The following is a 16,599-nucleotide window of genomic DNA, read 5'->3' as shown; positions in this document are numbered from 1 at the left end:
GTTCAGCGCACCGTGTCGCGGTCCAGCGCCGGCAGGTAGCCGCCAACCCGCATCTCGCGCACGCCCTGGCACACGGCCTGGACCAGGAAGTCAATGTCCTCGTCACTGTGCGCGGTGGACAGGAAACAGTTGCGGCCCTCCCAGACGAACACGCCTTGCCGGAGCAGGTGGTAGTTGAGCACCTCGGTGTCCTCGGCGAACTCGAATCGGAACAGCGAGCTGAAATGCACGCAGCGGATGGGCGCCTGTTCCTGCTCGAACACGGTGTTGAGCCGTGCGGCCAGGGCAGCCGTGCGGGCGTTGAGCCGCTCCTGCAACGCGGGGCCGGCGTCGCGCAGATGGGTCAGCACGGCGGCCGCGGCGGCCATGCTCAAGGGGTGGCTGTTGAAGGTGCCGGCCACGAAGGCCGTGCGGGCACTGGGCACGCTGTCGTCGCCGTACTGCCAGGCCCCGCCGTCGATGGCGTCCAGGAAACGCGCCTTGCCCGCCACCACGCCGATGGGCAGCCCACCGCCGACGACCTTGCCGTAGGTGCAGATGTCGGCCTGTATCCCGAAGTGGTGCTGCGCCCCGCCCGGGTGGACCCGGAACCCCATGATCATCTCGTCGAAGACCAGGGCCGTGCCGCTGGCGGCCGTGATCTGGCGCAGCTCGTGCAGGAACTCGGTCGGCTGGATCGCCGGATCGCGGCTCTGGACGGGTTCCACCAGCACGGCCGCCAGCTCGTGCGCCATGCCGCGGATCACCTCCAGCGACCGGGCATCCCCGTAGCGGAGCACCACCACGTCCTCCACCATGCCTGCTGGCGTGCCATCGGCCAGCGGATAGGTCCGGGGCTGTCCGTCATCGACCCAGCCCATGGCCAGGAAGCCGTCGAAGGTGCCGTGGTAGGCGTTGGTGAAGATGACAATGCGCGTGCGTTGCGTCACCGCACGGGCCAGCCGGGCCGCCACCATCACGGCCTCGCTGCCCGTGGTGAAGAAGCCGACCCGCTCTGCACCGGTCATGTCGGCGATGAGCTGTGCCACGCGCAGCGCATGCGGCGTCTGGGGGCCGAGCGGGGCGCCCCGCTGCAGCTCCTCGGTCACCGCCTCGCGCACAAACGACGGGTTGTGGCCCAGCAGCGTGGCCCCGAAGCCCATGGTGATGTCCACGTAGCGGTGGCCATCGACATCCCAGACATGGGCGCCGTCGGCGCGGTCCACATGCAGCGGATAGGTCAGCTCCTTCCACTCGGGGCGGAAACCGATCACCGCGCGCGGATTGGCGTAGACCGTGCGCCCCTCGGTGGCGAGCCGCTTGGAGCCGGCGGTGCGGGCGTTGTAATCGGCCGCCAGGCGGCGGACGTGCGCCAGCTTGTCCGCCCCCCAGTTCGCCTTCTGGCTCGGGATTTTCTTGTACAGGCCCTTGATCTCGCGGGTTGGCGGCCTGTCGATCGGATCAACCGCCTTGGCCGTGGTGGCCACTGGCGCGGCGACCACAGGGGCGCGGGCCGGGGTGCGCACGGGCGCCGCCACGGGGGAGTCCGTGCCCGTGGCGCCGAGTCCTTGCAGCACCTCGAGCTGCTGCCGGAACAGGTTGCCGAGCGCGTCGATCTGCCGCGCCAGCAGGGCCTCGACATCGCCACCCGGCATCGGCAGGGTCACGGCGGCAGGTGCCACAGGCAGGCGGTCAGGAGCGACCGAGGCGGTGGGCACGACCGGCGGCGGCGCGCGCAATGGTGAATCGGCTGGCAGACGCTCCATGACCAGCGCGCTCAGGTCGTTGAGCGTGGTGCCGTGCTCGAACACGTCCTGGAGCTTGATGTCCACGCCGAAGTCCTTGCACAGCGCCAGTTGCAACTGCAGCACCAGCAGCGAGTCGAGTCCCAGGGCAAACCAGTTGGCGTCGGGCGTGATGTCCTCGTCCTGGAGTCCGGCCACGTTGCGCACCAGCTTGCGCAGGGCCGTCTGCACCGTCGCATGGGGTGCTGGCACTGGGGCCGGGGCCGGGGCCGCGGAGAAGGACGAGAACGCGGAAGGGGACACCCCCATGCCGGCAGGCAGGTGGGAAGTCTCCGGGCGGACAGTGGGCAGCATCGGAGTCAAACCTTGAAAGGGATAAGAGGGCACGTCGGCGAAGCGGCCGGGGCGGTGGCAGAACACGGCCGTCCAGTCCACGTCGCCGCCGAGGTCATGGACCCGACCCAGGCTGGTGCGCACGGGGTGAAGCATGTGCGCGGCGCCGTCGGCACACGTCAGCCAGGGGGTGTCGGGCAGGTGCAGGGCGGCCAGCGTGGCGAGCACCGGGCGCGTGCCCAGCTCGATGTGGATCGCCCCCGGCAGGGACAGGCCGAGCAGGGCATCGTGGTAGCGCACAGGCTCGCGGGCATGGCGGGACCAGAAGCCAGGTGGTGACAACAGCGCCGCATCCACCCGCTCGCCGGTCACGCCCGAGTGCAGCGCGATGCCCGGTTCGATCGGTTGCAGCCGCTGTGCCGCCACGTCCAGCTCCGCCAGGATCGGGTCCATCATGGCCGAATGGAAGGCGCGCGTGACATCCAGCCGCGAGTGCCGAAGTCCGCGCGCCGCCAGCATGTCCGCCGCCGTGGCCACGGCCTGCGGTGTGCCGGACAGGGTGAGCGCGCGCGGGCCATTGATCGCCGCGATGGACAAGTCCGCGCCACAGGCTTGCAGCACGTCCCGGACCTCGGCCACGCCGCAAGCGACGGCCAGCATCGCCCCCGTGGGCAACCGCTGCATCAACGCCCCGCGTTCGGCCGCGAACCGCAGGGCGGCTTCGGGCGTGATCGCGCCGGCGACAGCGGCTGCCGTGATTTCCCCGACCGAGTGACCCAGGACCGCCTGTGGCTGGATGCCCCATGAGCGCCACAACGCCGCCAAGGCCAGCCCGCAGGCCACGACCACCGCTTGCGTGACCCCGGTTTCGGCCAATTCCTCGCTGGTACCGTCTTGCAGCAGGTCCAGCAGCGGACGAGGCAGGTACGTGTCCAGCACCTGCTGTGCCTGTTCCAGGGCGGCCCGGAAGACCGGTTCGCGGTCGATCAGGTCGCGCACGGCCCCTGCCTGCTGCGAACCCTGTCCCGGAAAGACGAACACCACGGGGGGCGCCGTGCCCGTGGTCGGGCGTCGTGCCGGGGCGATGCGTTCGAGGGCCTGCGCCACGTCCGCCGCGTCCCGACCGACCACGCTCTGGCGCACCGGCCAGCGGGTGCGGTGGCAGGCGACGGTGCGCGCCAGATCGTCGAGCCGGTCGGGATGGGCGCGCAGCCAGGCAGCGTGCCGGTGCGCCATGGCGACCAGCGCCCCTTCGGTTCGGGCCGACAGCGCCACCAGCACGGACTCACCTGTGTGAGCTGTGTGAGCTGTGTGGTCACGCTCGGGCATGGCCGACGGCGGCGATCGCTGCAGCAGGACAGGCGCCGCTTCCAGCAGCAAGTGGACGTTGGTGCCGCTCATCCCGAAGGCGCTCAGGCCGGCGCGCCGTGGCTGGTCCGGCGATCTGGACGGCCAGGGCATCACCTGGTCCACCACCCGCACGGGCACCGTGTCCCACGGGATCATCGGATTGGGTTGCCGCTGGTGCAGCGTCGGGGGCAGCGTGCCGTGTTCCAGCGCCGCCACCACCTTGCACAGCGAGGCCATGCCGGCGGCCGCCTCCAGGTGGGCCACGTTGGTCTTGACCGACCCGACCCACAGGGGATGCCCATCGCCATGTCCGCTGCCATAGGCCGCCGCCAGCGCCATGACCTCCACCGGGTCGCCCAGGGCCGTGCCGGTGCCGTGGCACTCCACGTAGTCGATGTCGCCTGGGGCCAGTCCCGCATCGCGCAGCGCGGCGCGGATCACCTTCTCCTGCGCCCGGCCGTTCGGCGCCGTCAGTCCGTTGGAAGCCCCATCATGGTTCATGGCGCTGCCCTTGATGACGGCCCGGATCGGGTCACCGTCACGGAGGGCGTCCTCCAGCCGCTTGAGCACGACGCTCGCACATCCTTCGCCGCGCGCATACCCGTCGGCCGCCGCGTCGAAGGTCCGGCAGCGCCCATCCGGCGACAGCGCGTTCATGCGCGACAGGCCCACCTGCATCTCGGGACTGAGGATCAGGTTCACGGCACTGGCCAGCGCCAGGTCACACTCGCCGGCCCGCAGCGACCGCACGGCCCCATGCACGGCCGACAGCGCCGAGGAACAGGCCGTGTCGAGCGCCACATTCGGCCCTTCGAACCCATAGAAGAACGACAGCCGGCCCGAAGCGATGCTGGTGGCGCTGCCGGAAAAGGCATAGGGACCGATGTCCGCCAGGCGCGCGCCGCGGGCTTCGGCCTGGGCATAGTCGGAGCCGCTGATGCCGGTGAACACCCCCGTGTCCGATCCCTTGAGCCGCAGGGGGTCGAGTCCCGCACTTTCCAGGGCTTCCCAACTGACGCTCAGCAGGAGCCGCTGCTGCGGGTCCAGCCGCTCGGCCTCGACGGGCGTGAGGCGGAAGAAGCGGTGATCGAAGCGGTCCAGTCCCTGGAGATAGGCGCCACGGTCGGTGGTAGCGGAGGCATTGAGGGCGGGATTCCAGCGGTCGGCCGGAAACGGCCCGGTGGTGTCCGTGGACTCGACCAGCAGCGTCCAGAAGGCTTCCGGCGTGTCGGCCTCACCCGGGAAGCGACAGCCCAGACCGATGATGGCGATGTCCCTGCCCTTGCTGTCCTTGGAATGCACGGCCAGAGGAGGTACGACGGGGTCCGGCACCGGCACCAGTGAAGCGCCTCGCTGCGTCAGCAGGTGTTCGGCCAAACGGTCCACGCTGGCGTGGTCGAACATCATCGACACCGGCCACTGCTGCTGCAACGCGAGGTTGAGACGGTTGAGGAATTCCACGACCCGCAGCGACCCGAAACCCAGCTCCATCAGCGGCGCTTGCGCCGTCTCGGGATCGGTCCAGTCGGCCCAGGGCGCCAGCCGAGCGGCTTCGGCGACCAGGGCTGCCCGGAATGCCACCCGCTCGCCGCGGTCCCATGCCTGGCGCAACCGGCCGCGTGCCATGTGGTCACGCGAGGCTTGCACGTCCGCGTCGAACGTCCCCGCCTGGAATTGCTGGGCCAGCAGGAAACGCCGCAGCTTGCCGCTGGTGGTCTTGGGAATCTGCTGCACCGGCAGACAGTGGTCCACCGGCACGCCCATGTGCTGCAGCACATGGTCGCGCACGCGGTCGGCCAGTTCCAGGAACGCCTCGCCCTCGACACGGGTGCGCACGAAGATCGCCAGACCTTCCCGGTCCTGCTCCGGCAGCGGGATCGCGCAGGCCAGCACCATGTTGAGGTCCAGCGGCGGCACCTGCGCAGCGATGTTCTCGATGTCGTGCGGGTAGTAGTTCGCCCCGTTGATGATCACCAGGTCCTTGCGCCGTCCGGTGATGTAGAGGTGTCCGTCGCTGATGAAGCCCAGGTCACCGGTGTCCAGCCACCCCTCGGCGCTGATCGTGGCCTGGTTGAGTTCGGGCATGCCGTGGTAGCCGAGCGTGACACACGCCCCGCGGGTCTCGACGGTGCCGATGACCCCGTCGTCCACGGGCTGGCGATGGGCGTCGGTGATGCGCAGCTCGACGTTGTCGCTGGCCGGGCCGACGTTGGCACACTCGATGGCATCGGGATGGCCGAACTCCAGGCGTGCCAGCCGGGTGCCGGGCGCCAGACGGTAGCGATCGAGCACGATCGACTCGAAGGGCACTTCGGGTCGGTTGAGCGTGACCATCAGGGTCGCCTCGGCCAGCCCGTAGCCCGGGGTCGCGGCCAGAGGCGACAAACCATAGCGGTGCAGGGCCTGGAAGAAGCTGCGCGACAGGCCGCACGAGATCGGCTCAGCCCCGTTGATGACCAGACGCAACGCGCGGAGATCCCAGGCGTAGTCCTGGTCCGCCCGGAATCGCTTGAGAAAATGCTGGTAGGCGTAATTGGGACCGGCCGACACCGTCGCACCGAGTTCCGAGGCTTTCTGCATCCACATCAGCGGGTGACGCATGAACACCATCGTGGGGATCAGCGCCTGCTCGATCCCGAAGAGCACCGGCAGGACATGGCAGAAGACGATGCCGAAATCATGGGTCAGCGGCATCCAGTTGAGCATCAGATCGCGGTCGGCCGCCAACTGGCACCGCTGGACAAAACCCGAGGTGTTGGCCAACAGGTTCCGGCTGGTGATCCGCACCCCCTTGGGCTGGCCCGTGGAACCCGACGAGAACTGCAACAGCACGACATCGTCCGGCCCGGCCCCTTCGTGCAAGCAGCCCGGCGTGGCCTCGAACATCGTTCGCCCGAGCGCCAGGAGGTGTTCCGGCGCCATGGCCCCTGCGGGCAACCGCACCAGAAGGCGGTCAAGCTGGTCCGAGGCCAGCCAGGCACCGGGCAGGGTCTCGACCACGTTGGCCAACTTGGTGTGACCGTCCTCGTTCGCCGGCGTGGCAATGGGCGCGACCACGAACCCTCCCAGCGCGCAGGCCCAGAACACGGCCGTGAACAGCGCCAGATCTTCGGTGACCAGCACCACCGTGTCGCCGGGCACGACACCGCAGGCTTGCAGGTGGCCCAGCGTGGCGATCGCTCGGTGTCCCAGCTCGGCATAGCCCACGCGCTCGTGCTCGGTGCTGGAATGGAGGTAGGTCACGCCGCGCGTGCCTTGGCCGCTGCGCAGCAGGGCCTCTCCCACAGTGCGGCAGCGGTCCAGCGGCGCGAGGATCGGATGGGAAAGGGACAGCAGGGTCATGTCGCTCGAAAAGTGAGGGGGGAGCGCGGCGTGGTCACGGCCCGTCGTCTGCGTCGCAGCCATGGCCATGGTCAAGTTCACAGGTAGTAAGTGACGTTGACCAGGTAGCGGTTGTTCGAGAACGGATGCACGAAGTCCTGCAAGCTGTCCGAGACCTGCCGGCGGGTGCGCGAAAAGGCGAAGGCCACCAGCACGCGGGGTTCGGGTTTCCACAGCAGCGCGGCGTAGAACTTCGAATCGATCACGCGGCCGTCGAGTTCGAGGGTCGTCACACGGGTGCGATCGAAGCTCATGGTGGTCGCGAGCGTGGGGGAGATCCGTTGTCCCAGCCCCAGCGACCAGGTGCCGGTCTTGAGGTTCGACACCCCGGTGTCATTGAGTTCCTCGACGCCGGCGCTGTAGGCCAGCGACGCTTCGGTCTGCTCGGAGGGGGTGTAGCCCGCCTTGAGGGAACCCACGCCGTGGGTGGCGGCCGGCACGAGATCCGTCCGCCCCGACGACTTGCGGGCACGCCCGATGTCGGCGGCCAGCGCCACGGCTTCGGTGAGCTGGTGCTGGACGCCCACTGTCGCCGTCATGACATCGGATGTCGGGTTGACCGGGTCGCCTGCGCCGGTGCTCCGGTAGGCATAGGACTGGTTTTGCGCCAGCAGGACCATGGCTGTCGCCGCTGACACGGGCTGCGTCAGTTTGGCGCGCAGGGTGTGCTGGGAGTTGCTGTTGGTGCTGCGGTAGGTCACGCCATCGGCGGTCGCGATCGATCCGATGCGGACATCGCTGAAACGCCATCCCAATCCCAGCTTGGTCTCGCCCCACTGGCGGTTGGCATCCAGCCCTGCGCTCTTGACGGTCACGCCGAGTTCGGTGTTCACCTTGCGGGACAGGAAGCTGGAGCGGCTGATCACGTCGTTGTTGTAGCCCAGGCGCACCGGCAGGCTCCAGCCCGCCACGGAAAACCGGTCCTGGTAGGTGAGCACCCGGCGGGGGTCGCTGCCCAGGCTCAGATGGTTGAACTGGGTCTGCGCCGCAGCGGCGAACACCTTGCGCGGACCACCTTGTGCATCGGAGATGGTGAGGGTGGCGTACAGAACCCGTGCTTCGTCGCCAGGCCCGTTGGCGGCCACCTTGGTCGGATTGGTCTCGTGGTAGTACGCCAGGTTGATGTCGGGCACATAGCGCATGCCGCCCCAGACATGGCCTTGCGTTTTCGTGTCGTTGAACGGGTCGTTCGGGGGACCGAGCGGCTCCGAAAGACCGACCGGGATCGCGGTGCCACTCTTCGCATCGCGGTCTGCGGCCTGATCCTGTGCGATGGCAAGACCGCTGATCGCCAACAGGCCGAGACCGATGCGCAGAGAACGGGCAGATGCAGGGATGGTCATGTTGAAGAGGCGGAAGAACCGGTCTGAGGAGAGGAAGAGGAGGAAAAGGAAGAGGCCGCAGAACGGAAAGTGCGCTTGGCCCCGTCGGTGACAAAGTTCCTGACCAGCGACAGGAAGGCGGTGCGTGCCACCGCCTCCGTCAGGCCACTGAGGTCCGGATGCTGGTGCAGGTGCTGCTCGACAATCCGGGTGGTGACCCAGGACACGGAGGCGGCCGTCAGTGCCGACAGGGGCAGAAAACCCCCGACGTAGCTGACCACCATGGCGCCGTTGAACAACCAGCCCACCCGATGGCCCGACGCAAGCGCCTTGAAGATGGCACTGCGGCAGGCCACCACATCAGCGTCCCGGGGTTGTATGCCGGCGTCGAGGCAGGCGCGGCGGATGGCCTGCTGTGCCAGTTCCCGCTCCAGTGCCAGATCCCACAGCGGCACCGGAATGCACATCGCCAGCCCGGCAGCGATCGGCAACCCCCAGCGTGGAGATGGCGACTGGCCCGACCCTTTCGCCGAGGACATCACACGGCCCCTGCCGGGTGGTCCGCAATGCGCTTCACTTGCACGCGCTGCCGGACCTGGAACTCGAAATAGGCCCGCACCTGCTGGGGATCGAAGGTCAGGAAGGTGCCCCCCGACTCGAAATGCTGGATGAAGACCTTGCCGATGGCATAGGTCATCGCACCGCCAAGGCCCGCCATCGACAACGAACCCGCGAGCTGGCCCAGCAGCGGCACCATCTTGAGCACGCTGGCCGTGGACGTGGCCATGCGCAACGGCACGAAACCACCCAGCAGCACCGCCACCAGCTTGCGGGCAAGATCGTCGGAGAAATCGATGCGATAGAGCTGACTGAGCCGCTGCAACTGCCCCATCTGGGCCAGACCCAGCGCGGCCACATCCAGCCCGTGACCCGGCAGAAACCCCGCCCCTGCCGCCAGCAAGACATGGGTGCGCACGATGGAATGCGCCACGCGCAGCCGGTCTGACTGGACCGTGTCGAGTGTGTCCGTGTCCAGGACTTCCACCGGCGGACACGACACCGCCTGCCTGTGGTGACCGGGTCTCTGCGCGTCAACACCCGTCATGCCGCGAGCACCGTTTGTCGCTGAAGATCGACCCGGACCCGGGCAGGCATGGCCTCGTGATGCCGACGGCCCTCCAGGAGTGGGCGCAAGGTGGTCCAGTTCGGCTCGGTCAGCATGCTGTAGTGGTCACCCGCGATCACCCGGTGCTCGAAGCTGGCCAGCGTCCAGGCCGCGAACGCCTGCATGTTGGCCCGCATCGCGCCATCGCGTGCCTCGACGGCGAGCACCGGGCAGCTCAGTGGCTGTGTCAGGCGATAGGCGTCCAGCAGCCGGTAATGGTGATGCACCAGGGCCTGCAAGCGCGCCACGGCCTGCGGGGACAGGTCGGGGCCGAGTTGCTGGTGGATGTCGGATTCGAGCACCAGCGGGCTGAACTCCGAGGGCCGGGCAGCAGCGGCAGCGGCGGCGGTGCGCGCCGGGATGTCGAGCAACACCAGATCCAGCCCGTCGATCTGGCCGCCAAGGTGGCGGGCCGTCTCGCAGGCCAAATGGGCACCGAATGACCACCCCACCAATGTCAGCTTCATGCCGGTCGCACGCGGCAGTGAACGCAGCAGCAGATCGGCGAACTGCTGACCCAGCGCCTCGATCGACGCCACAGGCGCGGATGGTGCGTCAAAACCAGGGCACTGAAGACCCCAGCAGCGCACCCCGGCCGCCAGCGTGACACCCAGGCCACGGAACTGGGCTGGCGTTCCCAGCACCGTCGGCAGGAACACGACGTGGTGGTGGCCGGCTCCGGCATCGCGCAGCGCAATGAGTGCAGCCTCACCGGTCGTGCTCTGGGCTTGCGCTTGCACTTGTGTCTGACCCGACGGGCCAAGCCGCTGCGCGAGCTGGCGCGGCGTGGGGTGATCAAACACCGCCAGGATGGGCACCTCCACCCCCAGCGCCCGCCGCAGCATGGAAGACAACATGACGGCCTTGATGCTGTGTCCCCCCAGGTCGAAAAAGTCGTCGTCTGGCGCCACCTGATCGCGCGCGAGGGCCTTGCAGAACGCATCGCACACCGTGCGCTCCAGTGGCGTGGCCGGTGGTGCCCGCCGCACGGCAGGTGACTGCGTGCCATGGGACTGCGTGCCATGGCGAAGCGTCAGCTCCGCCAGTGCGGCGCGGTCCACCTTGCCATTCGGCGTCAACGGAATCCGTTCGACGGGAATGAAATGGCTCGGGATCAGCGCCGGCGGCAATTGCGGCGCCAGTGCCGTGCGCAGCACCTGGGCACACACGGTGGCACCCGGTGAAGGCGCCACGTAGGCGGTCAGCGTCTGGTCTCGGCCCATGCCCGACAGCACCACGACGGTGTCGGCGACCCCGGGCAGTGCCCTCACCCGCTCGGTGATGTCCGACAGCGAGGCCCGGTAGCCCCGGACCTTGACTTGATCGTCGCGGCGGCCGTGGAACACCACATGGCCGTCCCCGGTCCATTCGGCGAAATCGCCAGTCCGGTAGACACGCACGCCCGGCAACCAGGGCAGCGTCATGAACCGCGCATCGTCCAGGGCCGCGGCGCCACAGTAGCCCTGGGCGAGGATGTCGCCACCCAGAAAGACCTCGCCGATCACCCCGATCGGCACGGGCTGCAGGGCCACGTCGCACAGGAGGACACGCGCTCCCGCGATCGGCCGACCAAGCCGCTGCAGCGAGCGGCCCGACACCACGAGATCGTCCAGCGCCCCGGCGATGCAGCCGATGGTGGCCTCGGTCGGCCCGTAGTGGTTGTACAGGCGGACCTGCGGCTGGCTGGCATGAAACGCGGCGAGTTGCTCGAAGTCCTGGGGTTCACCGCCCAGCAGCAGCAGCGAGAGATGGGGCAAGGGCGCTTGCTGCCACACCTGGGCGGCCCCCAGCATCGCGAAATACGAGGGCGTGGCCTTCAGGAAGGTCAGCTTGTCCTCGACGAGACGGCGCCGCACCACGTCGGGATCGCGGCGCTCCTGCTCGTCCAGGACCGAGAGGCACCCGCCCGTCAGCACCGTGCCGAACAAGGCGGTGTAGCCCAGGTCGTAGGCGGCCGATGTCAGCAACGCACTGGCCGAACCCGAACCGATGCCGAACTCGTGCTGCATCCACCGGACGTAGTTCAGCAACGAATGCACGCCAACGGACACGCCCTTGGGTTGTCCGGTCGTGCCGGACGTGTAGATCACATACGCCGCACCGGATCGGCCCACGCAGGGGGGCATGGCGGCGAGTTCCGGCGCGTCGCCCAGCGGCACCTCGACCACCACCGTCCGCACAGCGGGTGGCAACAGGTCGCTCCCGCCGCACGACATGGACGGACTCGTCACCAGCCAGCCCGCACCGCTGTCCACCAGCACGCGCCGACGCCTTTCGAGCGGCAACTGCGGGTCCAGCGGCAAGAACGGCACGCCCAGCAGCAGACACGCCAGCATGGCGCTCACCAGATGCTCGTCAGGGTTCGCCAGCAAGGCCACGGTGTCGCCATCGCGCAGACCGTCCCGGCACAACTGCCCGGCCACGGTGACCGCACGGGCGTGCAACTGGCGATAGTTCAGCTCGACGAGGCGGGTGCGCACCGCCGGTTGCTCGCCGTGCCGGTCCAGCAGTCCACACCACCAGCCGCGGATATCGGACCCGCGTTCCACAGGCACCGCGCCAACGCCCCAGCCCTGCACCAGCACCTCCCGCTCCGGTGCCGAGACCAGCGCCACGGCGTCCAGGCTGGCGTGCGGGAGGTCCGACAGCCGCGCCGCGAAGTCGGCGAAGCGGTCGGCCAGGGTGCCCATCACCTGCGGATCGAAACGGCGGCTGTCGTACTCGAAATCGATCTGTGCATCCGCATCACCCTGACCCGGTGTGGCGCGGACAAAGAACTCGTAGTCGTTGACGGCCCAGAAGGCCACGTCGGAGACCGTGACCTCACCGGCAAAAACCTGTCGTTCGCCTTGAAATGCCTCGGCCAGCGGATAGTTCTCGACCACCAGGAAGTGCCCGACCGCATCGTGCGCCAGCCCAGCGGCGGCCAAGGCGTCGGGCAGGGGACAGGCTGCGTTGTCCAGCCAAGCCCGTCGCTGAACGCCCATCTCGTCGAGCAGGCTGACCAGGCTCTGGCCTGCCGCGTAGCACACGCGCAGCGGCACCATGGCAATGCAGGGTCCGACCATGTCGTCGATGCCCGGCAGCTCCACCGGTCGCAGGGACCGCACCGTGCCGAACAGAACGTCCCGGCTGTGGTTGTGCTTGGCCAGAAACACCCCCCACAGCGCCTGCAGCACATCGCTGAGCGTGCTGCGGTGGGTCGCGGCCAGGTGCTTGAGGCGTGCGGAGGTGCCACCCCGGAGGTGCCGTGTCTCGCTGGCGGGTACGCGCGCACCGGGCAATGGGTCAAGACGCCGCCCAGGCAAGACCGGAACGCTCTGGAACCCCTGGAAATACGTTTTCCAGAAGGTCGGGCTGGCGCGCTGGCGGCACGTCTCCAGCCACGACACGTAACGGCCGAACGCCAGCGGCTTCGACGCCGGAAGCGGGGTTCCGCTCTGCAGCGCCTGGTACAGCGCCGACAGTTCCTGCTGCACGACGCCGATGCACCACCCATCCATGAGGATGTGATGGAAGTCCCAAATCACGGCATGGTCCTGTGCTGCAAAACGCAGGCAGGACACCCGCATCAAGGGAGCACGGTCCAGTGGCAGCGGCACCAGCCGGCTGGCTTGACAACGCGCCAGAAAAACCCCCTCGCGCTCGGCAGCGTCCAGCCCCTCATGCCGCTCATGCAGCAGATTCAGGCCACAGTCACGGAGCACCACCTGCAGCGGTCGGTCCCGGAATTTGCTCGGGAATACCGTGCGCAGCATGTCGTGGCGATCCACGAGCAATTGCCAGGCCCGCTCGAAGCACGCAAGGTCCAGCGGGCCACGGAGCCTGAACGCCAGTTGCTGGAAATAAGCATGTTGCCCTTCCCGGCCCTCGCTGGCGTGGTCCACCATCTCACGATAAACCAGCCCCTCCTGAAACGGCGTCAGGGGGTAGACATCGGCTATGTTGTCTCGTTTCAGCATTGCTCATCCCCGCCCTGAAGCCCTGTCTGGTCTGGTGCCGTGAAAACCCGGATCGGGTCATCACTGCATGTAGAGCGGGGGCAGTTTGCGAGCGTGCGACGCACTCATTGCCTGGGCCGCCGGGGCGGCGACGGCAGCGAGTTTCGTGATGTCTGAGCCGTCGGCCAGCTTGGCACCATTGGCCAGCACGACACCACCAGAAACCGTTCCGCTGCCGGTGATTTTCACGTTGGTCCCGGATACCCGCAGGGTTCCATTGACCGTGCCATCCAGTTGGATCACTGCGCTGCCGGCCAGCACCATGTCACCTTGCACCTGCGCCGTCTTGGAAACAGTGATGACACCGTTCTTGGCAGTATCGGCCACGCGCAGAGCCACCGTGTTGCGGCCCATGGAACGCACCACACCCGAAACCGTCACATTGCCGCCAGTGCCCGTGACGGCGATGCCATTGGAATCCACGCCGATCGTTTCCAGGATGGCACCCGCCTGCAATTCCACCTTGCCGTTGTCGCCCACGGCCAAGCCGGACAGTTGGCTGCCGTAAGTCACCAGGCTGGGACGCGCATCCGTCGTGGACTGCAGCGTCGCGTTCCAGTCCGCATCCGTCACCATGTTCATTGAATTGAACACCCGTCCGGACGGCTTGATGGCCAGCGAACGCCCTTGCACGGACAAGGAATGCGTGCGCACGCTGTCGCCATCGCAGGAACCCGACGATCCGTCGCCAGTCGCCGTGCCCAGAGTCGAACAGGAACCCGTGTTCTCGATGGCCAGCCGCAGGTTCCGCTCCAGATTCCACACCAGGGTCTGGGTATTGAATCCGCCAGCAAACCGGAAAGCGCCGTCATAGGAATCCTCCGCACCGTACAGCGGGAACCAACTGGCGGGATTGGCCAACACCCCCGTGATGTTCACGGACAGTGCCAACTTCAGCGACGGGCTGTAAAAGATGGACGTGTTGTAGCCCCCGACCAGACCACTGTGCCCGATGAGTTCGCTGCCCGTGGCCAGCGACGGCAGGTGGTACACCCCCATGCCATACCGCACCGGGATGTAGCTCACGGAACCGTCGGACTTCGCCGTCAGGCGCTCCTTGAACAGGGCATCGCTGATCAGCTTCTTTTCGTTGAGTGCCAGCTCGCGTGCCCAGACCAGCTCATCCGTCGGTGTGGACAGCATGGCACCCGCCGCCCATGGCACACGCGAATCGGTGAAGGTCATGTCGATGCGGGCGCCCTCGGGCACGCGATAAAGTTCCGCATCAAGAACCTGCTGATACGCCTCGGCATATTTTGTGCTGGTGAACTTGTTGTCGCTCGGGAAATAGGTTCCAGCCATGCCCAAAGGCTTGACAATGCCATCATTGATGAGCGTCTCGACACTCCGACATCCTTTTACCGCCTTGCAGGAGGCTTTCTCCGCAATCAGCCCAAGCAGAACATAGTTGGTGTTCGAATACCGCATGGCGGTACCTGACGCAAAATATGGAACACGCTTGGATGCGGCGTTGACCAAGTCCGTCGGGGAATAATTTGCATTCCCATGAACGCCCGTTTTCATGACGTCGTCAAAATTCGACCATTCCTGCAGGATGGTCGTGCCAGCAATGCTCTTGGACGCAACGGCCAAATAATCGCGCAAACCGCTGCGCATTTCCAGCAAATGGCGTACCGTGATCGTGCTGTCATTGGGAACCGCGAGTTCGGGCAGCCATGTGGCCACGGTGTCATCCAAACCGATCAGCCCCTGATCCACCAACTGCAACACTGCCGTGGCGGTGAAGGTCTTGGTCGCGCTGCCGATACGGTATTGGAGATCGGCATTCATCGCGGTGGTTTTGGCGATGTCACGATACCCCCCCGAACGGAACCACACTTCACCGCTGTCCTTGCGGAGACCAACGGTCAGCCCCTGCACATTGTCCTGCGAAACGGCCATGTCCACCACAGCGCCGAGCACTTGCTCGATACTGGAGCTGGTACCAGCCTCCTCATTGTCGGCACCGCCACAACCAGACAAGGCAAGGGTCAGCACAGCCAAGGCCGTGGCCTTGAATTTCCATGTCGTGGGGAATGCGCACAAAGACGACTGAACGCTCAAAACAGCCCGCTTTTTCAAGATGCTCTCCAGTATTTTTGCCAAATGATCAAAAATGTCAGTCGCAAAAATCCGGCACGACACACCAAGCCAAGTGTGCGCGCACATTCGAAACACAGATTTTTCCGCCCGACTAATAATTAGTGCCTACACAAGCGCCACGCTGATTTTTTTGGTACTTAATTTTTTTTCTTTTTCTTTGCAAAATTATAATTTTTTCTATAATTAAATATGTATTTTTTTGTTTTTTGTATTTTTGTGAATTTTGCACGATATCAGGAAATGACATCCCCTAATTTCGCTCTAGCGATGCATAAGTTCAGCAATTTTTCGTGGTATTTGATTTGGCCGTCTATTTGCTGGCACCGCATCGGCCGTGCTGAAGGATTCCGACCCATTGCCGTTTTCCTGCATGATCGGCCCCTGTGCCTCGACAACCGGCGTTCACCTTCACCCGAAGCCACCCAGCCTGAGCCCCGTGTGATGCCGGTGCCGCATCCCTTCGAGCCGGACCAGGGGATCGACCTCGCCAGCGTGGACCTGCGTGTCGCGGACAGGGATCTGTATGCTGACCTCGATTGACCCAGCCCCCTCGGCCCTCGCCCGCCCGACCTTCCGCCTCGACCGCACCCGCCAGGCCACCCCCCAGGTCTTCGAGCGCCTGCGCGAGCAGATCCTGACGCTGGTGCTGGCCCCCGGCACGGTGCTGTCGCGCGCCGATCTGGCCGCCTCGTTCGACGTCAGCCAGACGCCGGTGCGCGAGGCGCTGATCAAGCTCGGCGAGGAGGGGCTGGTGGACATCTTCCCGCAGCACGCCACCGTCGTCAGCCGCATCGGTCTTGGCGCCGCCCGGCAGGCGCATTTCCTGCGGCGCGCCATCGAGCTGGAAGCCGTCGCCACGCTGGCCGCGCAGGACGCCGACACCGTGGCCGCACTGACGCCCAAGCTGCACACGCTGATCGCCCAGCAGCAGCAGGCGATGCAGGCCGAGGACGGGCCGCAGTTCGTGCGCGCCGACCGGGCCTTCCACGCCGCGATGCTGGCCGCAGCCGGCGTGGCGGAACTGGCCGACCTGATCCACCAGCGCAGCGGGCAGGTGGACCGGCTGCGGCTGCTGCACCTGCCCGCGCAGGGCAAGATGCAGGCGATCCTGGCCGACCACCGCCGCATCCTCGCCGCCATCGCTGCCCACGACGCGCCCGCCGCCCAGCAAGCCCTGCGCGACCACCTCAGCGGCACGCTCCTCGTCGCCGACGCGATCC

The 16,599-nt window shown here is 66.9% G+C and carries 8 protein-coding genes; 2 read left to right on the top strand and 6 right to left on the bottom strand.

Going from position 1 to position 16,599, the window contains the following annotated elements:
- Nucleotides 1-2: 2 nt before the first annotated feature.
- The 6 genes from QZW52_RS06490 to QZW52_RS06465 all read right to left on the bottom strand — a co-directional run bounded on the left by QZW52_RS06490 (nucleotide 3) and on the right by QZW52_RS06465 (nucleotide 15,445).
- On the bottom strand, nucleotides 3-6,749 hold the full coding sequence (locus QZW52_RS06490; RefSeq protein ID WP_293996513.1) for a type I polyketide synthase: 6,747 nt from the start codon (nucleotides 6,747-6,749) through the stop codon (nucleotides 3-5).
- Nucleotides 6,750-6,826: 77 nt separating this feature from the next.
- Nucleotides 6,827-8,131, bottom strand: coding sequence for a hypothetical protein (locus QZW52_RS06485; protein WP_293996511.1), 1,305 nt, complete (start codon nucleotides 8,129-8,131; stop codon nucleotides 6,827-6,829).
- Nucleotides 8,128-8,601 carry a hypothetical protein gene (locus tag QZW52_RS06480; RefSeq protein WP_293996509.1) on the bottom strand — a complete coding sequence of 158 codons (474 nt, stop codon included), beginning with the start codon at nucleotides 8,599-8,601 and terminating at the stop codon, nucleotides 8,128-8,130. The genes QZW52_RS06485 and QZW52_RS06480 overlap by 4 nt, the downstream gene beginning before the upstream one ends.
- A 47-nt stretch (nucleotides 8,602-8,648) precedes the next feature.
- Entirely contained in the window at nucleotides 8,649-9,215 is a 567-nt protein-coding gene (locus QZW52_RS06475) for a YcjF family protein (protein ID WP_293996507.1), read from the bottom strand.
- The gene (locus QZW52_RS06470) at nucleotides 9,212-13,237 is read right to left on the bottom strand and encodes a non-ribosomal peptide synthetase (RefSeq protein WP_293996505.1); all 4,026 of its coding nucleotides are present in this window, start codon (nucleotides 13,235-13,237) and stop codon (nucleotides 9,212-9,214) included. Before QZW52_RS06470 ends, QZW52_RS06475 begins: the two co-directional genes overlap by 4 nt.
- 60 nt (nucleotides 13,238-13,297) lie before the next feature.
- Nucleotides 13,298-15,445, bottom strand: a complete 2,148-nt coding sequence (locus QZW52_RS06465; RefSeq protein WP_293996503.1) for a serine hydrolase — start codon at nucleotides 15,443-15,445, stop codon at nucleotides 13,298-13,300.
- Nucleotides 15,446-15,646: 201 nt separating this feature from the next.
- Between QZW52_RS06465 and QZW52_RS06460 the strand changes: the two genes are divergently transcribed.
- Nucleotides 15,647-15,919: a hypothetical protein gene (locus QZW52_RS06460; RefSeq protein ID WP_293996501.1), complete on the top strand. Its 273-nt coding sequence runs from the start codon at nucleotides 15,647-15,649 to the stop codon at nucleotides 15,917-15,919.
- The coding region (locus QZW52_RS06455) for a GntR family transcriptional regulator (RefSeq protein WP_293996499.1) at nucleotides 15,903-16,599 on the top strand (697 nt) is incomplete at its 3' end. The genes QZW52_RS06460 and QZW52_RS06455, both read left to right, overlap by 17 nt.

The sequence above is a fragment of the Sphaerotilus sp. genome (genome assembly GCF_013299175.1).
Classification (GTDB): domain Bacteria; phylum Pseudomonadota; class Gammaproteobacteria; order Burkholderiales; family Burkholderiaceae_C; genus Sphaerotilus.
The sequence above is the reverse complement of the archived record's forward strand: the minus strand, read 5'-3'. Positions and strand labels throughout refer to the sequence as shown.